Source organism: Streptomyces sp. NPDC043996 (assembly GCF_056435225.1).
The window spans coordinates 218,991-238,960 of the sequence record NZ_JBWKEY010000009.1 but is presented as its reverse complement, the minus strand read 5'-3'; the positions used below and the strand labels follow the sequence as shown (position 1 = coordinate 238,960).

The 19,970-nt window shown below is 72.4% G+C and carries 17 protein-coding genes; 14 read left to right on the top strand and 3 right to left on the bottom strand.

Annotated elements, in window-relative coordinates; translation table 11 throughout:
• Positions 1-25: 25 nt before the first annotated feature.
• The gene (locus AC07A4_RS24305; RefSeq protein ID WP_478602130.1) at positions 26-988 is read right to left on the bottom strand and encodes an SDR family NAD(P)-dependent oxidoreductase; all 963 of its coding nucleotides are present in this window, start codon (positions 986-988) and stop codon (positions 26-28) included.
• 311 nt (positions 989-1,299) lie between these two features.
• On the opposite strand from AC07A4_RS24305, the gene AC07A4_RS24300 reads away from it, so the two are divergent.
• The 6 genes from AC07A4_RS24300 to AC07A4_RS24275 all read left to right on the top strand — a co-directional run bounded on the left by AC07A4_RS24300 (position 1,300) and on the right by AC07A4_RS24275 (position 8,937).
• Complete coding sequence (locus AC07A4_RS24300; RefSeq protein WP_478602128.1) at positions 1,300-3,519, top strand: NADP-dependent isocitrate dehydrogenase; 2,220 nt, start codon at positions 1,300-1,302, stop codon at positions 3,517-3,519.
• 276 nt (positions 3,520-3,795) lie between these two features.
• A complete protein-coding gene (argC, locus tag AC07A4_RS24295) occupies positions 3,796-4,824 on the top strand; it encodes an N-acetyl-gamma-glutamyl-phosphate reductase (protein WP_478602126.1) in 1,029 nt (342 codons plus the stop codon).
• 136 nt (positions 4,825-4,960) lie between these two features.
• A complete protein-coding gene (gene argJ, locus AC07A4_RS24290) occupies positions 4,961-6,112 on the top strand; it encodes a bifunctional glutamate N-acetyltransferase/amino-acid acetyltransferase ArgJ (protein ID WP_478602124.1) in 1,152 nt (383 codons plus the stop codon).
• 89 nt (positions 6,113-6,201) lie between these two features.
• Positions 6,202-7,119 carry an acetylglutamate kinase gene (gene argB / locus AC07A4_RS24285; protein WP_478602122.1) on the top strand — a complete coding sequence of 306 codons (918 nt, stop codon included), beginning with the start codon at positions 6,202-6,204 and terminating at the stop codon, positions 7,117-7,119.
• Between the two features lie 98 nt (positions 7,120-7,217).
• Positions 7,218-8,384: an acetylornithine transaminase gene (locus AC07A4_RS24280; RefSeq protein ID WP_478602450.1), complete on the top strand. Its 1,167-nt coding sequence runs from the start codon at positions 7,218-7,220 to the stop codon at positions 8,382-8,384.
• Between the two features lie 7 nt (positions 8,385-8,391).
• Positions 8,392-8,937 (top strand): arginine repressor, encoded by a 546-nt coding sequence (locus AC07A4_RS24275; protein WP_478602120.1) that lies wholly within the window; start codon positions 8,392-8,394, stop codon positions 8,935-8,937.
• A 151-nt stretch (positions 8,938-9,088) separates the two neighbouring features.
• Here the strand turns inward: AC07A4_RS24275 and AC07A4_RS24270 are convergent, their stop codons facing one another.
• On the bottom strand, positions 9,089-10,039 hold the full coding sequence (locus tag AC07A4_RS24270; RefSeq protein ID WP_478602118.1) for a bile acid:sodium symporter family protein: 951 nt from the start codon (positions 10,037-10,039) through the stop codon (positions 9,089-9,091).
• Between the two features lie 192 nt (positions 10,040-10,231).
• On the opposite strand from AC07A4_RS24270, the gene AC07A4_RS24265 reads away from it, so the two are divergent.
• The 5 genes from AC07A4_RS24265 to AC07A4_RS24245 all read left to right on the top strand — a co-directional run bounded on the left by AC07A4_RS24265 (position 10,232) and on the right by AC07A4_RS24245 (position 16,265).
• The gene (locus AC07A4_RS24265; RefSeq protein ID WP_478602116.1) at positions 10,232-11,425 is read left to right on the top strand and encodes an argininosuccinate synthase; all 1,194 of its coding nucleotides are present in this window, start codon (positions 10,232-10,234) and stop codon (positions 11,423-11,425) included.
• 94 nt (positions 11,426-11,519) lie between these two features.
• Positions 11,520-12,950 (top strand): argininosuccinate lyase, encoded by a 1,431-nt coding sequence (gene argH / locus AC07A4_RS24260; protein ID WP_478602115.1) that lies wholly within the window; start codon positions 11,520-11,522, stop codon positions 12,948-12,950.
• Between the two features lie 124 nt (positions 12,951-13,074).
• A complete protein-coding gene (locus tag AC07A4_RS24255; protein ID WP_478602113.1) occupies positions 13,075-14,046 on the top strand; it encodes an aldo/keto reductase in 972 nt (323 codons plus the stop codon).
• Between the two features lie 126 nt (positions 14,047-14,172).
• Positions 14,173-14,724 (top strand): TetR/AcrR family transcriptional regulator, encoded by a 552-nt coding sequence (locus tag AC07A4_RS24250; protein ID WP_478602111.1) that lies wholly within the window; start codon positions 14,173-14,175, stop codon positions 14,722-14,724.
• Entirely contained in the window at positions 14,721-16,265 is a 1,545-nt protein-coding gene (locus tag AC07A4_RS24245) for an MFS transporter (protein ID WP_478602110.1), read from the top strand. Before AC07A4_RS24250 ends, AC07A4_RS24245 begins: the two co-directional genes overlap by 4 nt.
• Positions 16,266-16,344: 79 nt before the next feature.
• Here the strand turns inward: AC07A4_RS24245 and AC07A4_RS24240 are convergent, their stop codons facing one another.
• On the bottom strand, positions 16,345-16,950 hold the full coding sequence (locus AC07A4_RS24240; protein ID WP_478602108.1) for a lysophospholipid acyltransferase family protein: 606 nt from the start codon (positions 16,948-16,950) through the stop codon (positions 16,345-16,347).
• 509 nt (positions 16,951-17,459) lie between these two features.
• Between AC07A4_RS24240 and AC07A4_RS24235 the strand changes: the two genes are divergently transcribed.
• The 3 genes from AC07A4_RS24235 (at position 17,460) to AC07A4_RS24225 (ending at position 19,853) form a co-directional block, all read left to right on the top strand.
• Positions 17,460-18,656, top strand: coding sequence for a glycerophosphodiester phosphodiesterase (locus AC07A4_RS24235; protein WP_478602106.1), 1,197 nt, complete (start codon positions 17,460-17,462; stop codon positions 18,654-18,656).
• 74 nt (positions 18,657-18,730) lie between these two features.
• A complete protein-coding gene (locus AC07A4_RS24230; RefSeq protein WP_478602104.1) occupies positions 18,731-19,255 on the top strand; it encodes an RNA polymerase sigma factor in 525 nt (174 codons plus the stop codon).
• Between the two features lie 40 nt (positions 19,256-19,295).
• The gene (locus tag AC07A4_RS24225) at positions 19,296-19,853 is read left to right on the top strand and encodes a GNAT family N-acetyltransferase (protein WP_478602102.1); all 558 of its coding nucleotides are present in this window, start codon (positions 19,296-19,298) and stop codon (positions 19,851-19,853) included.
• The last annotated feature ends 117 nt before the right edge of the window (positions 19,854-19,970 follow it).

Below are 19,970 nucleotides of genomic sequence, written 5' to 3'. Positions count from 1 at the left end.
TCGGCGGCGGGAACCGCGGCGGCGGTCACGAGAACCGGTCGACGCCGGTGAGCTCCGCCGACAGCTGCCACAGCCGGGCCGCCGCGCGCGGGTCCACCGCCCAGGGCTTCACCCCGCCGATGAGCATGTCGTCGGTCCTTGCGGGCCCGGCGATGTCGCAGTCCTGGCAGTAGGCGCCGCCGTGCTCCGCGAGCAGCGGCGAGGTGGCGGCCCACACGGCCGTCGCCGCGCCCCGCGCCGGGGTCTTGAAGCCCTCGGCGGGCCTTCCGTCCGGCCCGATCCAGCCCTGCGCGACCTGCTCGGCGCGGGGGATGTGGCGCTGGAGCGGGGTGAGGATGCTGCCCGGGTGCACGGCGAACGCGCGCGGTCCCCGGCCTCCCGCGAGGCGGTCCAGGTGCCGGGCGAAGAGCGCGTTGGCGGTCTTGGACTGGGCGTAGGCCAGCCAGCGGTCATAGCCGCCGGAGAAGTGCGGGTCGTCCCAGCGGATGCCGGAGAGGAAGTGCCCCGACGAGGCCACCGCCACCACGCGGGAGCCGGGGCCGAGCGCCGGGGCCAGGTGGTTGACCAGGGCGTAGTGCCCCAGGTGGTTGACCGCGAAGTGGGCCTCCCAGCCGGGCCCTACCCGGGTCTCGGGGCAGGCCATGATGCCCGCGCCCGCGATGAGGAGGTCCACGGGGCGGCCGTCGTCCAGGACGCGGGCGGCGAAGGCGGCGACGCTCGCCAGGTCGGCGAGGTCCAGGGCGGCGACCTCCGTGCGGTCCACGCCGTCCAGGGCCGCGCGGGCGGTGTCGGGCCTGCGCGCCGGGGCGATCACCCGGGCACCGGCGCGGACGAGGGCCCGGGTCGTCTCCAGGCCGAGGCCGGAGTAGCCGCCGGTCACGATCGCGGTGCGGCCCTCCAGGGAGATGCCCGCCAGGACGTCGTCGGCGGTGCTCCACGCGCCGAATCCGGAACCGAGCGCGCGCTGATCAGCTGTCGTGTGCGTCATGGGCGGGACCGTAGGACCTAGACCGCGATCTAGCTCAAGCGAAGGGCTCGCGCGGGCCGCCGACGAGGGGCGGGCGCCCGGCCCGTCCCGGTGACCGGACGCCCCGCCGCGGCCACGGCCGGGCTACGGCTGGGCTACCGCCGGGCCGCTGCCAGGCCACCGCCGGGCCACCGCCGGGCCGGAACCGCGCCGCCGCCCCCGCCCTCGCGCGTGTCCGGTATCCGCCCCTCGGACAGGGCCCTGTCCGGACCACCCCGCCCACGAGATATCTTGATGTCGAGCAATGTTGCAGACGTGGAGCGGAGCACCCGGTGACTGACTCGACCATCATCTACACGCACACTGACGAGGCCCCCGCCCTCGCGACGCATTCGTTCCTGCCCGTGATCCAGGCGTACGCCTCGACGGCCGGTGTCCGCGTCGAGACCCGTGACATCTCCCTGGCGGGCCGGATCATCGCGAGCTTCCCGGAGCGCCTGGAGCCGAGCCAGCGCATCGACGACGCGCTGGCCGAGCTCGGCGAGCTGGCCAAGACGCCGCAGGCGAACATCATCAAGCTGCCGAACATCTCGGCTTCCATCCCGCAGCTGAAGGCCGCCGTCGCCGAGCTGCAGGAGCAGGGCTACGCGCTGCCGGACTACCCGGACGACCCCAAGACCGACGAGGAGCGCGACATCCGCGCCCGCTACGACAAGGTCAAGGGCTCGGCCGTCAACCCGGTCCTGCGCGAGGGCAACTCCGACCGCCGCGCCCCCGCGTCGGTCAAGAACTACGCCAAGGCGCACCCGCACCGCATGGGCGCCTGGACCGGTGACTCCAAGACGAACGTCGCCACCATGGGCCAGGACGACTTCCGCTCGACGGAGAAGTCCGTCGTGATCGAGAAGGACGGCGCCCTCACGATCGAGCTGGTCGCCGCCGACGGTTCCACCACTGTCCTGCGCGCGTCCGTCCCCGTCCTCGCGGGCGAGGTCGTCGACGCCTCCGTGCTGCGCGTCGCCGCGCTGCGCGAGTTCCTGACCGCGCAGGTCGCGCGTGCCAAGGCCGAGGGCGTGCTGTTCTCGGTGCACCTGAAGGCCACGATGATGAAGGTCTCCGACCCGATCGTCTTCGGCCACGTGGTCCGCGCCTTCTTCCCGAAGACCTTCGCGGCCTTCGGCGCCGACCTCACGGCCGCGGGCCTGTCCCCGAACGACGGCCTCGGCGGCATCTACAAGGGCCTGGAGGCGCTTGCGAACGGCGCCGAGATCAAGGCGTCCTTCGAGGCCGAGCTGGTCGAGGGCCCGGACCTGGCGATGGTCGACTCCGACCGCGGCATCACCAACCTGCACGTGCCCTCGGACGTCATCGTCGACGCCTCCATGCCGGCCATGATCCGCACGTCGGGCCACATGTGGGACAAGGACGGCGCCGAGGCCGACACCCTCGCCGTCATCCCGGACTCCTCCTACGCGGGCGTCTACCAGGTCGTCATCGACGACTGCCGGGCCAACGGCGCCTACGACCCGGCCACTATGGGCTCGGTCCCGAACGTCGGCCTGATGGCGCAGAAGGCCGAGGAGTACGGCTCCCACGACAAGACCTTCGAGATCCCGGCCGCCGGTACGGTTCGCGTGGTCGACGCCGAGGGCAACGCGCTCATCGAGCAGCCGGTCGCCGAGGGCGACATCTTCCGCGCCTGCCAGACCAAGGACGCCCCGATCAAGGACTGGGTGAAGCTGGCCGTCAGCCGCGCCCGCGCCACCGGCGACCCGACCGTGTTCTGGCTGGACGAGACCCGCGCGCACGACGCCAACCTGATCGCCAAGGTGAACGCGTACCTGCCGGAGTTCGACACCGAGGGCCTGGACCTGCGCATTCTGTCCCCGGTGGAGGCCACCAAGCTGTCCGTGGAGCGCATCCGCGAGGGCCTCAACACGATCTCCGCCACGGGCAACGTCCTGCGTGACTACCTGACCGACCTGTTCCCGATCCTGGAGCTCGGCACCAGCGCCAAGATGCTCTCGGTGGTGCCGCTGATGAACGGCGGCGGCCTGTTCGAGACGGGCGCCGGCGGCTCCGCCCCGAAGCACGTCCAGCAGCTGGTCAAGGAGAACTACCTGCGCTGGGACAGCCTGGGTGAGTTCCTCGCCCTCGCGGTGTCCTTCGAGCACCTGGCGCAGACCACCGGCAACGCCCGCGCCCAGGTCCTCGCGGACACCCTGGACCGCGCCACGGCCTCGTTCCTGAACGAGAACAAGTCCCCGAGCCGCAGGCTCGGCGGCATCGACAACCGCGGCAGCCACTTCTACCTGGCCCTGTACTGGGCCCAGGAGCTGGCCAAGCAGACCGACGACGCGCAGCTCGCCGAGGCCTTCGGCCCGCTGGCCAAGACCCTGGCCGAGCAGGAGCAGAAGATCGTCGACGAGCTGATCGCCGTCCAGGGCTCCCCGGCCGACATCGGCGGCTACTACCAGCCCGACGTCACCAAGGCGGCGGCCGTGATGCGTCCGTCCGCGACGCTCAACGAGGCCCTCGCCACGCTCGCCTGACGCACCGCTCAGCCGGTCCGCCGGGCCTTCAGGGCACGCGTACCCTCCGCCCCGGTCGGCACCCGCCGACCGGGGCGGTCGTGTCTCGGCCACCGGACAGCGGCTGGCGGCCTGGTTGAGGGCCGCCAACGCTGGCAGGAGGGCCCGGCCGGTGCCACGCTTTCCCCTGTTCGCCGCCTCCGGGGGGCGGTCACGGCGGGCTCCGGGCGGAGCGAGATCCGCATTGCATAAACGTGCGACAGCTTGTATATTCATGCCATTCACGAGGAGGAGTCCATGACGGTACGCGCTGCGGTGGCGGGGGCGAGCGGATACGCGGGCGGGGAACTGCTGCGCGTGCTCCTTGGCCACCCCGAGGTCGAGATCGGCACGCTCACGGCCCACTCGAACGCGGGCGAGCGGCTCGGCGCGCTCCAGCCGCACCTGGTGCCGCTCGCCGACCGCGTCCTCGCGGCCACCAGCCCCGAGAACCTGGCCGGGCACGACGTCGTCTTCCTCGCGCTGCCCCACGGGCAGTCCGCCGCCGTCGCCGAGCAGCTCGGCGAGGACGTCCTCGTCGTGGACATGGGCGCCGACTTCCGGCTGAAGGACGCGGCGGACTGGGAGCGGTTCTACGGCAGCGAGCACGCCGGCACCTGGCCGTACGGCCTGCCGGAGCTCCCCGGCGGCCGGGCCGCCCTGGAGGGCACCCAGCGCATCGCGGTGCCCGGCTGCTACCCGACGGCGGTCTCGCTCGCCCTCTTCCCGGCGTACGCGGCCGGGCTCGTCGAGGACGAGGCGGTGATCGTCGCCGCGTCCGGCACCTCCGGCGCGGGCAAGGCCGCCAAGCCGCACCTGCTGGGCTCGGAGGTGATGGGCTCCATGTCGCCGTACGGCGTGGGCGGAGCGCACCGGCACACGCCGGAGATGATCCAGAACCTCAGCGCGGCGGCGGGCACCCGCGTGTCCGTCTCCTTCACGCCGACCCTCGCGCCCATGTCGCGCGGCATCCTCGCCACGTGCAGCGCCAAGGCGCTGCCGGGCGTCACCGCGGAGAGCGTGCGCGCCGTCTACGAGAAGGCGTTCGCCGACGAGCCGTTCGTACGGCTGCTCCCGGAGGGCCAGTGGCCCGCCACGGCGTCCGTGTACGGCTCGAACGCCGTGCACGTCCAGGCCACCCACGACCCCGGTTCCGGGCGCGTGATCGTGATCACCGCCATCGACAACCTGACCAAGGGCACCGCGGGCGGCGCCGTGCAGAGCATGAACATCGCGCTCGGGCTCCCCGAGGAGCTGGGGCTCTCCACGGTCGGCGTCGCACCGTGAGCGACAGCGGACCAGGAGCCCCGGTGAGCGACCCGCGCGCGGCCGCCGGGCCGCGCGTGACCACGAGCCCCGCGCCCGCGCGCCGCACCGGCGCCGAGGCCGACCGCGCGGGCACAGCAGCGAACGAGGAGATGCAGTGAGCGTCACGGCAGCCAAGGGATTCGAGGCGGCGGGCATCGCCGCCGGAATCAAGGAGAACGGCAACCCGGACCTGGCCCTCGTGGTCAACCGAGGCCCCCGCCTGGCCGCCGCGGGCGTCTTCACCTCCAACCGCGTGAAGGCCGCCCCCGTGCTCTGGTCCGAGCAGGTCCTGAAGGCCGGTCAGGTGGCGGCGGTCGTCCTCAACTCCGGCGGCGCCAACGCCTGTACGGGCCCCAAGGGCTTCCAGGACACGCACGCCACCGCCGAGAAGGCGGCCGAGGCGCTCGGCGTGAACGCGGCCGAGGTCGCGGTCGCCTCCACGGGCCTCATCGGCGTCACGCTCCCCATGGACAAGCTCCTGCCGGGCGTCGAGACGGCCGCGGCCGCCCTGTCCGCGCACGGCGGCGAGAAGGCCGCCATCGCCATCAAGACGACCGACAGCGTGCACAAGACGGCCGTGTACGAGGGCGCGGGCTGGACCGTCGGCGGCATGGCCAAGGGCGCGGGCATGCTCGCCCCCGGCCTCGCCACCATGTTGGTCGTCCTCACCACGGACGCCGACCTGCCCGCCGCCGACCTGGACAAGGCGCTGCGCGAGGCGACCCGGCTCACCTTCGACCGGGTCGACTCCGACGGCTGCATGTCCACCAACGACACCGTGCTCCTGCTCGCCTCCGGCGCCTCCGGGCTCGCCCCCGGCCAGGCCGAGTTCGCCGAGGCCGTGCGCGCGGTCTGCGACGACCTCGCCCGGCAGCTCATCGGCGACGCCGAGGGCGCCTCCAAGGACATCCGGATCGAGGTCGTCAACGCGGCCAGCGAGGACGACGCGGTCGAGGTGGGCCGCTCCATCGCCCGCAACAACCTCCTCAAGTGCGCGATCCACGGCGAGGACCCCAACTGGGGCCGCGTCCTGTCCGCCATCGGCACCACCCGCGCCGCGTTCCGGCCCGACCTGCTGAACGTCGCCATCAACGACGTATGGGTGTGCAAGAACGGCTCCGTGGGCGAGGACCGCGACCTGGTCGACATGCGCTACCGAGAGGTGCGGATCACCGCCGACCTGGCCGCGGGCTCGGAGTCCGCGGTCATCTGGGCCAACGACCTCACCGCCGACTACGTCCACGAGAACAGCGCCTACTCGTCCTGACCGCCGCCCCCGACGGCCCCGCCCCGACCGCCCGCCCTGGACGGCCCGACCGCCCCGCTCGTCCTGAACCCGAGGACCCTGAACACCCCATGAGCACCCGCAAGCACACCGCACTGCCCAAGGCGCAGACCCTCATCGAGGCGCTGCCCTGGCTGACCCGGCACCGGGGCCGCACTGTCGTCATCAAGTTCGGTGGCAACGCCATGGTGGACGCCGAACTGAAGGCCGCCTTCGCCCAGGACGTCGTCTTCCTGCACCACGCGGGCCTGAAGCCCGTCGTGGTGCACGGCGGCGGCCCCCAGATCAGCGCCCAGCTCGACAAACAGGGCCTGACCAGCGAGTTCAAGGCGGGCCTTCGCGTCACCACGCCCGAGGCCATGGACGTCGTCCGGATGGTCCTCGCCGGGCAGGTGCAGCGCGAGCTCGTGGGGCTGCTCAACGAGCACGGCCCGCTGGCCGTGGGCCTGACCGGCGAGGACGCGCACACCATCACCGCGACCCGGCACCGCCCGCTGATCGAGGGCGAACTGGTCGACATCGGCCTGGTCGGCGAGGTCACCGGGATCGACACCGGAGCCATCGAGGCGCTGCTCGCCGACGGCCGGATCCCGGTGGTCTCCTCCATCGCACGATCCGAGGACCTCGAAACAAAGGGACATGTCTACAACGTCAATGCTGATACGGCGGCTGCGGCACTCGCTGCGGCGCTTGGTGCCGAAACGCTGATGGTCCTCACCGACGTCGAGGGCCTCTACGAGGACTGGCCGCACAGCGACGAGGTGATCAGCCGCCTCACCGCCACCGAACTGGAGAAGCTGCTGCCCGACCTGTCCAGCGGCATGGTGCCCAAGATGCGGGGCTGCCTGTACGCCGTCCGCAACGGCGTACAGACGGCCCGCGTCATCGACGGGCGCGTCCAGCACTCGATCCTGCTTGAGATTTTCACGGATGAAGGAATCGGCACGATGGTCGTGCCCGACGAGCTGACCGAGGGAGCACCGGCATGACGCCCGCCACCGCGTCCACCCCGTCCACGGAGCCCACCGAGCCCACCGAGCCCACCGGGTTCAACCAGGCGCTGACCGAGCGCTGGCAGGGCGCGCTCATGGACAACTACGGCACGCCGAGCCTGCCCCTGGTGCGCGGCGCGGGCAGCAGGCTCTGGGACGCCGACGGCAGGGAGTACGTCGACTTCGTCGGCGGCATCGCGGTGAACGCGCTCGGCCACGGCCACCCGGCCGTCGTGGACGCCGTATCGCGGCAGATCGCCTCCCTCGGCCACGTCTCGAACCTCTTCGTCGCCGAGCCGCCCGTCGCGCTCGCCGAGCGGCTGCTCCAGCTCTTCGGGCGCGAGGGCCGGGTGTTCTTCTGCAACTCGGGCGCCGAGGCCAACGAGGGCGCCTTCAAGATCGGCCGCCTCACCGGGCGCCCGCACATGGTCGCCACCCAGGGCGGCTTCCACGGCCGCACCATGGGCGCGCTCGCCCTCACCGGCCAGCCCGGCAAGCAGGAGCCGTTCCTGCCGCTGCCCGGCGAGGTGACCCATGTCCCGTACGGCGACGTGGACGCCCTGCGCGCGGCGGTCACCGAGGACACCGCCTTCGTGATCATCGAGCCGATGCAGGGCGAGAACGGCGTCGTCGTGCCGCCCGCCGGTTATCTCAAGGCGGCCCGCGACATCACCCGCGCCACCGGCACCCTCCTCGTCCTCGACGAGGTGCAGACCGGTATCGGCCGCACCGGCCACTGGTTCGCGCACTTCGCGGACGACGGCGTACGGCCCGACGTCGTCACCCTCGCCAAGGGGCTCGGCGGCGGCCTGCCGCTCGGCGCGACCGTCGCCTTCGGCGCGGCCGCCGAGCTCCTGAAGCCCGGCCACCACGGCACGACCTTCGGCGGCAACCCCGTCGCCTGCGCCGCCGGACTCGCCGTCCTGGACACGATCGTCGCCGAGGGTCTCCTGGAGCACACCAAGCGCGCGAGCGAACGGCTCCGCGACGGAATCGAGTCAGCGGGGCACCCGTTGGTCGCCCATGTCAGGGGTGCGGGCCTGCTGCTGGGTATGGTGCTCACCGAGCCGCTGGCCGCGCACGTGCAGCGGGCGGCTCAGGACGCCGGCTTCCTGGTCAACGCGCCCGCCCCCGATGTCGTACGGCTGATGCCCCCGCTGAACGTGCGCGACACCGAGGTGCAGGCGTTCCTCCAGGCCCTGCCCGGCGTCCTCGACCAGGCCGCGGCAGCGGCGAACGGGGACGGACGATCCGGAGAATGAGACGACGATGAGCCACGCGCAGCGCAATGAGCGAGGGGAGCAGGCCGGGCCCGCCGTGCCGCAGACCCGCACCGCACGGCACCGCCGGATCGTGGACATTCTCAACCGGCAGCCGGTGCGCTCCCAGAGCCAGCTGGCGAAGCTCCTCGCCGACGACGGCCTGAACGTCACCCAGGCGACGCTCTCCCGCGATCTGGACGAGCTGAACGCCGTCAAGATCCGCAACGCCGAGGGCGACCTCATCTACGCCGTGCCGAGCGAGGGCGGCTTCCGCACGCCGCGGGCCCCTCTCGGGGAGTCGGCGAAGGAGGAGCGGATGCGGCGCCTCTCCGGGGAGCTGCTCATCTCCGCGGAGGCGTCGGCGAACCTGGTGGTTCTGCGCACCCCGCCCGGCGCCGCGCAGTTCCTCGCCTCGGCGATCGACCAGGCCGAGCTGCACGACATCCTGGGGACGATCGCGGGCGACGACACGGTGATGCTTATCAGCAGGGATGCGACGGGGGGTCAGGCGTTGGCGGACCATCTGCTGCGGCTGGCGTCCAACGAGCATTGAGGCCGCCCCTGGCCCCTGGCCTTGGCGCGGCTTGATCGGCCTGCGGCCTCGTCCTCAAGCGCCGGACGGGCTGGGGGTTCTGCTGCTGTCCGGCGTGTGTCTGCGGGTTACTGCCCGGCCTTCGGCCTTGTCCTCAAGCGCCGGACAGGCTTTATGACCTGCGGGCCATCCAGGCGGCCACCGCCGCGCCCGACACGTTGTGCCAGACCGAGAAGACCGCCGCGGGGAGGGCGGCCAGGGGGCTGAAGTGGGCGGTGGCCAGGGACGCGGCCAGGCCTGAGTTCTGCATGCCGACCTCGAAGGCCATGGCGCGGGACGCGGGGGCGCCCAGGCGGGCCAGGCGGCCCGCGCCGTAGCCGAGGGCCAGGCCCAGGCCGTTGTGCAGGACCACCGCGAGCAGGACGAGCGCGGCGGCTGACTTGATGGCCGCCGCGCTGCCCGCGACGACCACCGCCACGATGACCGCGATGGTCAGGGCCGAGAGCCACGGCAGCGCGCCGAGCGCGCGGTCCACGTAGCGACCGAGGAACAGCCGCGCGAGCAGCCCCGCGACGACGGGCAGCAGCACCGTCTTGAGGATGTCCACCACCATCGAGCCCGCGTCCACCGGCAGGAACTCGCCCGCGAGCAGCAGCGTCAACGGCGGTGTGACGAGCGGCGCGAGCACCGTGGAGACGGTGGCGACGGACACCGAGAGGGCCACGTCGCCGCGCGCCAGATACGTCACGACGTTCGACGCGGTGCCGCTCGGCGCGCATCCGACCAGGATCACCCCGGCCGCCAGCTGCGGCGACAGGCCGAGGGCGTGGGCGATGAGCCAGCCGAGGCCCGGCATGATGACGTAGTGCGCGACGAGGCCGAGGCCCACGGCCCAAGGGCGCCTCGCGACCCCCTTGAAGTCCGCCGGGGTCATCGTCAGGCCCATGCAGAACATCACCACGCCGAGTAGATACGGCACGCTCGGCTTCCAGCCCGCGAGTCCGTCCGGCGCCGCGAGGCCAATGGCGCCCGCGGCGAGCACCAGGACGGGGAAGACGGTCACGGCACGCCGCGCCGCCCGGCCGGCCGGATCCGCGGGGGTCAGTGACTGTTCGTCGCGCACCCGGCGATGCAACGTCCGCGGGCGCCCTCCGCGCAACACCGTCTCGATATGTGGTCGCTACACGTGTCCCCGGGGGCGCGGGCCGGTGGTCGCCCGAGAGGTGAATTGACGAAGCATGCGGAAGACTGCATACTCATGCATATCAGTGACTGCACAGCACTGAGCGAGCGAATGCACTGTGAGGAGAAACCCGTGACCGAGCGCGTCGTACTCGCCTACTCGGGCGGCCTGGACACCTCCGTCGCCATCGGCTGGATCGCCGAGGAGACGGGCGCCGAGGTCATCGCCGTCGCCGTGGACGTCGGCCAGGGCGGCGAGGACCTGGACGTCATCCGCAAGCGCGCGCTCGCCTGCGGTGCCGTCGAGGCCGAGGTCGCGGACGCCAAGGACGAGTTCGCCGAGGGCTACTGCCTCCCGGCGATCAAGGCCAACGCCCTCTACATGGACCGGTATCCGCTGGTGTCGGCCCTGTCCCGGCCCACCATCGTCAAGCACCTCGTCGCCGCCGCCGAGAAGCACGGCGCGGGCACGGTCGCCCACGGCTGCACCGGCAAGGGCAACGACCAGGTGCGGTTCGAGGCCGGCATCCAGGCCCTCGGCCCGGACCTGAAGTGCATCGCCCCCGTCCGGGACTACGCGATGACGCGGGACAAGGCCATCGCCTTCTGCGAGGCCAAGGGCCTGCCCATCGCCACCACCAAGAAGTCGCCGTACTCCATCGACCAGAACGTCTTCGGACGGGCCGTCGAGACGGGCTTCCTCGAGGACATCTGGAACGCCCCGATCGAGGACGTCTACGAGTACACCTCGAACCCGGCGACGCCCCGCGAGGCCGACGAGGTCGTCATCACCTTCAAGGAGGGCGTCCCGGTCGCCATCGACGGCAGGCCCGTCACGGTCCTCCAGGCGATCCAGCAGCTCAACGAGCGGGCGGGCGCCCAGGGCATCGGCCGGATCGACATGGTCGAGGACCGGCTCGTCGGCATCAAGTCCCGTGAGGTGTACGAGGCGCCGGGCGCGATCGCCCTGATCACCGCGCACCAGGAGCTGGAGAACGTCACGGTCGAGCGCGAGCTCGCCCGGTACAAGCGGCAGGTCGAGCAGCGCTGGGGCGAGCTGGTCTACGACGGCCTGTGGTTCTCCCCGCTGAAGCGGGCCCTCGACGGCTTCATCAACGAGGCCAACCAGCACGTCAGCGGAGACATCCGGATGACGCTGCACGGCGGCCGCGCCGTCGTCACCGGCCGCAAGTCGCAGGAGTCGCTGTACGACTTCAACCTCGCGACGTACGACACGGGTGACACCTTCGACCAGTCCAAGGCGCAGGGCTTCATCGACATCTTCGCCCTGTCGTCGAAGATCGCCGCCAAGCGGGACCTGGCGTAAGGGAATCAGCCCCTCCAGGGGGTCCCCCAGTTTCGGGAAGGGGCGGGGTGGGGGAGGAATCCCCGCCCCGCCACTCGCACACCAAGGAGCAACCGTGAGCAGCAACACCGGCGAAGTCCGCCTCTGGGGCGGCAGGTTCGCCGACGGCCCCGCGGAGGCGCTGGCGCAACTCTCCGCCTCGGTGCACTTCGACTGGCGCCTGGCGCCGTATGACATCGCCGGTTCCCGCGCCCACGCGCGCGTGCTGCACACGGCGGGGCTGCTCACCGCCGACGAGCTGGAGCGCATGCTCGCCGGGCTCGACCAGCTCGAAGCCGACGTCGCCGACGGCTCGTTCACCGGCACCATCGCCGACGAGGACGTCCACACGGCCCTGGAGCGCGGCCTGCTCGAGCGGCTCGGCGCGGACCTCGGCGGCAAGCTGCGCGCCGGACGGTCCCGCAACGACCAGGTCGCCACGCTCTTCAAGATGTACCTGCGCGACCACGCCCGGATCGTCGGCGGCCTGATCGCCGACCTCCAGGAGGCGCTCATCGGCCTCGCGGAGGCGCACCCCGACGTCGCCATGCCGGGCCGCACCCACCTCCAGCACGCCCAGCCCGTCCTCTTCGCGCACCACGTCCTGGCCCACGTCCAGTCCCTGTCCCGGGACGCGGAGCGGCTGCGGCAGTGGGACGCGCGCACGGCCGTCTCCCCGTACGGCTCCGGCGCGCTCGCGGGTTCCTCGCTCGGCCTCGACCCGGAGGCCGTCGCCCGGGACCTCGGCTTCGAGCACGGCTCGGCCGCCAACTCCATCGACGGCACCGCCTCGCGGGACTTCGTGGCCGAGTTCGCCTTCATCACCGCGATGATCGGCGTCAACCTCTCCCGGATCGCGGAGGAGGTCATCATCTGGAACACGAAGGAGTTCTCCTTCGTCACCCTCCACGACGCCTTCTCGACCGGCTCGTCGATCATGCCGCAGAAGAAGAACCCGGACATCGCCGAGCTGGCGCGGGGCAAGTCAGGCCGTCTCATCGGCAACCTCACGGGCCTGCTCGCGACGCTCAAGGCGCTCCCGCTCGCGTACAACCGCGACCTCCAGGAGGACAAGGAGCCCGTCTTCGACTCCTGCGACCAGCTGGAGGTCCTGCTGCCCGCCTTCACCGGCATGATGGCGACGCTCACCGTCCACCGCGAGCGCATGGAGGAACTGGCCCCGGCCGGGTTCTCGCTCGCCACGGACATCGCCGAGTGGCTGGTCAAGCGGGGCGTTCCGTTCCGCGTCGCGCACGAGGTCGCGGGGGAGTGCGTCAAGGAGTGCGAGGCGCACGGCATCGAGCTCGACCAGCTCACCGACGAGCAGTTCGCGAAGATCTCCCCGCAGCTGACCCCGGAGGTCCGCACCGTCCTGAACGTGCCGGGCGCCCTCGCGTCCCGCGACGGCCGTGGCGGCACCGCCCCCTCGGCGGTCGCCGTCCAGCTCGCCGAGATCAAGACGGACGTCGCCGCCCAGCTCCAGTGGGCGAAGGGCCGGACCGCCTAGCGGGCGGGCCCCGGGGCGCCCCGCCAGGGCCCGCCCGCCGCCGGAGGGCTACGTTGAGCGGAGGGGAGCGCGCGACCCGCGTGCTCCCCTCCGCCGTGTCACCCCCCGAAGCGTGGAGCCCCGCATGTCCTTCGCCCGCCTGGCCGAAGCCACCACCCCCACCGCCCGCATCGGGCTCGGCCTGGCCGCCGTCGGCAGGCCCGGCTACATCACCCTGGGCCGCGAGGCCGACCTGCCGCCGTCCCGCAGCGTCGAGGCCCTGCACGAGCGCGCCTTCGAACTCCTCGACGCCGCCTACGCGCTCGGCGTGCGCTACGTCGACGCGGCCCGCTCCTACGGCCGCTCCGAGGAGTTCCTCGCCGACTGGCTCGCGAGCAGGGCGGACATCGCCGACGTCGTCGTCGGCAGCAAGTGGGGCTACACCTACACGGCCGACTGGCGCACCGACGCCACCGCGCACGAGGTCAAGGACCACAGCGTCGCCGCGTACGACCGCCAGCGCGCCGAGACCGCCGCGCTGCTCGGCGAGCGGCTCGACCTCTACCAGATCCACTCGGTCACGCCCGGCAGTCCGGCGCTGACCGACAAGGAGCTGCACGCCCGGCTCGCCGACCTCGCCGCCTCCGGCGTCACCGTCGGCCTTTCCGTGAGCGGCCCCGAGCAGGCCGCCGCGATCCGCGCCGCCCTGGACGTGACCGTCGGCGGCGAGCGGCTCTTCCGCACCGTCCAGGCCACCTACAACGCCCTGGAGACCTCGGCCGGGCCCGCGCTCGCGGAGGCCCATGAGGCGGGCCTGACCGTCCTGGTCAAGGAGGGCATGGCCAACGGCCGCCTGGCCGGGGAGCGCGCGCCCGCCGCCCTGCGCGCCGCCGCCGAGCGGACCGGCGTCGGCTGCGACGCCCTCGCCCTCGCCCTGGTCCTGCGCGAGCCCTGGGCGGGCGTCGTGCTCTCCGGCGCCGCCACCTCCGTACAGCTGGCGTCGAACCTGCGCGCCACGGCCGCCGACCTGGACGAGGCGGACCTGGAGCGCTTCGGGGCCCTCGCCGAGGAGCCCGCCGCGTACTGGAGCACGCGGGCCGCGCTGCCCTGGCACTGAGGCCCCGGCGCAGACACTCCTGCCGTATGGCGCCGCTACTCCTGCCGTAAGACGCCGACGCCCCTGCCGTAAGACGTGCACGCCTCTGATGAGACAAAAATGTCTCACGTGGGCTAGTGTCGTCTCATGTCAGTCGATCGAGACCAGGTGCTGCACAACGCCGCCGCCCTGCTCACCCGCAAGGGATCCGCGACCATGGACGAGGTCGCGAAGGCCGCGGGCATCAGCCGCGCCACCCTGCACCGCCACTTCCCCGGCCGCGAGGCGCTCGTCCGCGCGCTGGAGGACCTCGGCCTGAGGGAGTGCGAGGCGTGTCTGGACGCCGCCCGCCTCCAGGAGGGCCCCGCCACGGACGCCCTGCGCCGCCTGGTCAAGGAGGTGCAGCCCGCCGCCGGGCTCGTCGCCTTCCTCGTCACGGAGAACGCCCTGTTCGAGGGCGAGTCCCAGCACGAGGGCTGGGCCCGCATCGACGCCCGCGTGGCCGAGCTGTTCCGGCGCGGCCAGGAGGGCGGCGAGTTCCGCATCGACCTGACCCCGGTCTGGCTCACCGAGGCCTTCTACGGCCTCGTGAGCTCCTGCGCCTGGGCCGTCCTCGACGGCCGCGTCGCGACCAAGGACTTCAGCTACATGATCGCCGAGCTGCTGATCGGCGGCGCGCAACGGAGAGTGGAAGCATGACCAGGACCGCACAGCGCACCCCGACGACCGAGGTGGCCCGGCCGCCCGGCCGGTGGCTCGCCCTGGCCGTGCTGGTCCTCGCCGTGCTCCTCGTCGCCGTGGACGCGACCGTCCTCGGCCTCGCGACGCCGTACATCAGCGAGGACCTCAAGCCGTCCGGCACCCAGCTGCTGTGGATCGGCGACGTGTACTCGTTCGTCATCGCCGGTCTGCTCGTCTCCATGGGCAGCCTCGGCGACCGCATCGGCCGCAAGAAGCTGCTCCTCGTCGGAGCCGTCGCCTTCGGCGCCGTCTCCGTGCTCAACGCCTACGCCACCACGCCGGAACTGATGATCCTGGCCCGGGCCCTGCTCGGCGTCGCGGGCGCCACCCTGATGCCCTCGACCCTCGCGCTGATCCGGAACATCTTCCACGACCCGCGCGAGCGCAGCATCGCCGTCGGCGTGTGGGGCGCGATGGCGTCGGCGGGCGCGGCCATCGGCCCCGTTGTCGGCGGCTTCCTGCTCGAACACTTCTGGTGGGGCTCGGTCTTCCTGATCAACCTGCCCGTGATGGCCGTGCTCGTCATCGTCGGCGTCAAGCTGCTGCCCGAGTCGAAGAACCCGGCCCCGGGACCCTGGGACCTGATCAGCGTCGTCCTGTCGCTCATCGGCATGATCGGCGTGGTGTACGCGATCAAGGAGTCGGCGACGCACGGCCTTCGCTGGGACGCCGTGGCCGCGGGCGCGCTCGGTGCCGCCGCGCTCACCTGGTTCGTACGCCGCCAGCTGACCCTGCCCGCGCCGCTGCTCGACATGCGCCTGTTCCGCAACCGCGGCTTCTCCGCCGCCGTCCTCGCGGACCTGCTCACCATCCTCGGCCTGTCCGGACTCGTCTTCTTCCTGTCCCAGTTCCTGCAACTGGTCCAGGGCAGGCAGCCGTTCGAAGCGGGCCTCGCGGAACTGCCCGCGGCGCTCGGCGCGGTGACGGCGGGTCTGATCGCGGGCGTGGTGGCGCGCCGCTTCTCGGTGCGCGCGGTGGTCGCGGGCGGACTCGCGGCGGTGGGCCTCGCCCTCGCCGCGCTCACCACCCTGAGCCAGCAGACGGGCTATCCGCTGCTCGGCGCCGCGCTCCTGGTGGTCGGCATCGGCGCGGGCTTCGCCTTCACGGTGACCGCCGACGTGATCCTCTCCAGCGTGCCCAAGGAGCAGGCGGGCGCGGCCTCCGCGGTCTCGGAGACGGCGTACGAACTCGGCGCGGCCCTCGGCATCGCCCTGCTCGGCTCCATCGTCACCGGCGTCTACCGCGACTTCACGGCCCCGGCCGGCACCCCCGCCGACACGGCCAAGGCGGCGCACGAATCCCTCGGCGGCGCCGTCGAGGCGAGCGCCGGGCTGCCGGAGCACACGGCGGGCCCGCTCCTGTCGGCGGCACAGGACGCCTTCGTGGACGGTCTGCGCCTGGCCGCGGGCGTCGGCGCCGCGGTCCTTCTCGCCACGGCGGTCGCGGCCTGGTTCCTGCTCAAGGGGCAGAAGCTGGAGGACGGCGTCGAGCACCCCTGACGCCACCGCCCACGGCGACGGCGAAGGGCCGCACCCCGCGCGGGGTGCGGCCCTTCGCCGTCGCCGTGGGCGGCCCGGCTCAGGCCGCCTTCGCCTTCGTGGCGTACATGTCCACGTACTCCTGCCCGGACAGGCGCATGACCTCCGTCATCACCGAGTCCGTCACCGCGCGCAGCACATAGCGGTCGCGGTCCATGCCGTCGTAGCGTGAGAACTCCATCGCCTCGCCGAAGCGGACCGTCACCCGGCCCGGGCGCGGCAGGCCCTTGCCGCCCGGCTGCAGCTTGTCCGTGCCGATCATCGCGAACGGCACCACCGGCGCGCCCGTCATCAGCGTCAGGCGCGCGATGCCCGTGCGGCCGCGGTAGAGACGGCCGTCGGGGGAGCGGGTGCCCTCGGGGTAGATGCCGAAGATCTGGCCGTCGTCCAGGACCCGCTTGCCGGTCATCAGCGCGGCCACGCCGCCCCGGCCGCCGTCGCGGTCCACCGGGATCATGCCGACGCCGGTGAAGAACCAGGCCATCGCGCGGCCCTTGAGGCCCTTGCCCGTGACGTACTCGTCCTTGCCGATGAAGAAGACCGGGCGGTCGCAGACCACGGGCAGGATCATCGAGTCGATGAACGTCAGATGGTTTCCGGCCAGGATGACGGGACCGGTCCCGGGGATGTTCTCGGCACCTTCCACTCGCGTGCGGAACGTCAGGCGCAAGATCGGTCCGAGCACTGCCTTCAGGAGCGCTAGACGGGACAACGGTTCCTCCGGTGTCAACGGGTCGACGGCAAATCCGTGCAGGTGAGGACGATACTCGCGGCTCGCCGCTGAACGCACATCGGGTTCACGCGACCGATACGCAGAGTTGACCCGCTCTTGCCCGCCCCTTGCCCGCGTGCGCCCCTCACCTGCACGACCGTAACCCCGTACGAACTGCGCGGCTTGTCCGAGTGGCGCTTCTCACGCGCCCGCGCCCGCACGGCCGGAACTCTCCCGGGGGCCCGAAACGTCTTGGAGCCCGCCCGTGGGGCCGCGCCGGGCGCACGCGCCCGCACGCCCCGCACGGCCGTCGGCCATCGCGCGTCACCCGGACGTTCGGCCACAGGACTCCCGTACGTCACCCCGCGCCACCTACGATCGTGCCGCTTTGTCAGGTGCAAGGCGGCATACGGCAGTACCAGCAGATAAAGAGGGAGCCCTCCATGGCGAACGAGGAACACGGCGCGACGGGTCGGCGGCAGGCGGCGGTGAGCCCCGGACGGCGCACCGTCCTCGGGGCGGCGGTCCTCGGAGCGGGCACGGCCGTCGTGGGCGTGCCCGGCGTGGCCAGAGCCGACGAGCGGCGCGGCAAGGGCCACGGCCACGGCCGGGATCTGCCGGTGCCGACGGTCATCGCGCACCGCGGCGCCAGCGGCTACCGGCCCGAGCACACGCTCGGCTCGTACCAACTCGCCCTGGACATGGGCGCGGACGTCATCGAGCAGGACGTCGTGCCCACCAAGGACGGCCATCTCGTATGCCGTCACGAGAACGACATCACCGGGACCACGGACGTCGCCGCGCACCCCGAGTTCGCGAGCCGCAAGACGACCAAGTCCGTGGACGGCGTCCAGCTCACCGGCTGGTTCACCGAGGACTTCACGCTCGCCGAGCTGAAGACCCTGCGCGCCAAGGAGCGCATCCCCGGCACCCGCCAGCGCAACACCCCCTACGACGGCCGCTGGCAGATCCCGACCCTCGAAGAGGTCTTCCGCTGGGCCGACAAGCAGGGGCGCGAGCGCGGCCGCCGCGTCTGGCTGCACATCGAGACCAAGCACCCCACCTACTTCCGCAAGCTGGGCCTCGGCCTTGAGGAGCCGCTCGCCAAGCTCCTGCGCCGCTACAACCGCCACCGCAGGCACTCCCCGAACTTCCTGCAGTCCTTCGAGCCGAGCAGCATCCAGCGCCTGCGCAAGCTCGTCGACGCGCCCGGCGTGGTCCTGCTCTCGTCCGCGAACTCGCGGCCCTGGGACTTCGTCGAGGCGGGCGACCCGCGCACCGTCGCCGACCTCGTCAAGCCCGCGGGCCTGCGCTGGATGGCCGCCTTCGCCAAGGGCATCGGCCCCACCCTCGACCTGATCATCCCCAAGGGCCCCGACGGCAAGCTCCTGGAGCCGACCACGCTGGTGCGCGACGCCCACGCCGCGGACCTGATCCTGCACCCGTACACGATGCGCAACGAGAACACCTTCCTGCCCGCCGACTTCAAGAAGGGCACGGACGCGAACGCCTACGGCGACGTCTTCGGCGCGTTCAAGAAGTACTTCGAGACCGGCATCGACGGGATCTTCTCCGACAACCCGGACACGGCGCTCCTCGCGGCCGCCGACTTCCGCGCTGGCGGCGCTGTCAACGGCTGACGGGCGACTCCCGGTTGGGGTGAGCCGCGGCCGTTTCGGAAACCCGGCACCGAAACGGCCGCGTCGTCGCCGGTATGACGCCCACGCTCCCGACCGACCTCGTCACCACCCTGCGCCCGCTGCTCGCCGCCGAGGCCCTGGCCGAGGCGCACGGCAGCGGCGCCGAGCCCGGCGACCTGGAACAGGCCGTCTGGCTGCGCCTGCTCGAACACATCGACGCCAAGGGTCCGCTCGCCGACCCCGCCGCCTGGCTGCGCGTCGCGGTCCGCGACGAGGCCCACCGCAGCCGCCACACCGCCCGCCGCGAGCGGCCCTACGTCACCGAACCGGCCGACGACCCCCACGGCGGACCCGAGCAGCGCGCCCTGCGGGCCGACCGGCGCCGCATCCTGCACGCGGCCGTGCGCAGGCTCCCCGGCCGCTGCCCCCGCCTCCTGGCTGCGCTTCTGTCGCCCAAGGACCTCACCTACCGTGAAATCGCAGGAGAGTTGGGAATGTCACAAGGATCTTTGGGGCCGGAACGTTCCCGATGCCTGGGATGCCTGCGCAGAATGCTCGCGCAAGAGGTTGCGACTCCCGACCCATGGGGAAAGGAGTGAGGGACAACCGGTGGAGCAGGTGAGCGGGAGGCATGCGCACATGGGCATGAGCGTGACCATCTCGGCGGCGGCGGCCGACGACCAGGACGCCGCCGAACAGATCCTCAAACTGCAGTACCTCTGCTACCAGAGCGAGGCCGAGCTCTACGGCGACTACTCGATGGAGCCGCTGACGCAGACCCTCGCCTCCCTCAAGGAGGAGCTCGCGGCGGGCAGCGTCCTGGTCGCGCGCCTCGGCGAGGAGGTCGTGGCCTCCGTGCGCGGCAGCGTGGACGCCTCGGGCACCGCCCGCGTCGGCAAGCTCATCGTCCACCCGCGGATGCAGCGCCACGGCCTCGGCGGGCGGCTCATCGAGGCCATCGAGCGGCGCCTGCGCGAGGGCGCGGCGGTCCGGCGCTTCGAGCTGTTCACCGGGCACCGCAGCGAGACCAACCTCCAGCTGTACCGCAAGCACGGCTACCAGCCGGTGAGCACCCGGCGCGTGGACGACCGGCTGACGCTGGTGACGTTCGCCAAGGACGCCGAGGCCGGGGGCGCGGCGGGGCCCGGCGGCCCCGGCGCGGGCGCCGGGGCGCAGGCGCTGGCGACGAGCGCCTAAGCGGACTTGGTGAAGTCCGTTGCGGTTCGGCCGCGCCCCGAAGGGGCGCGGGGAACTGCGCGACCAGCCACGACGAACCCGCAGTCGGCTGACGGCAAGGGCGCCGCAGAACCAGCG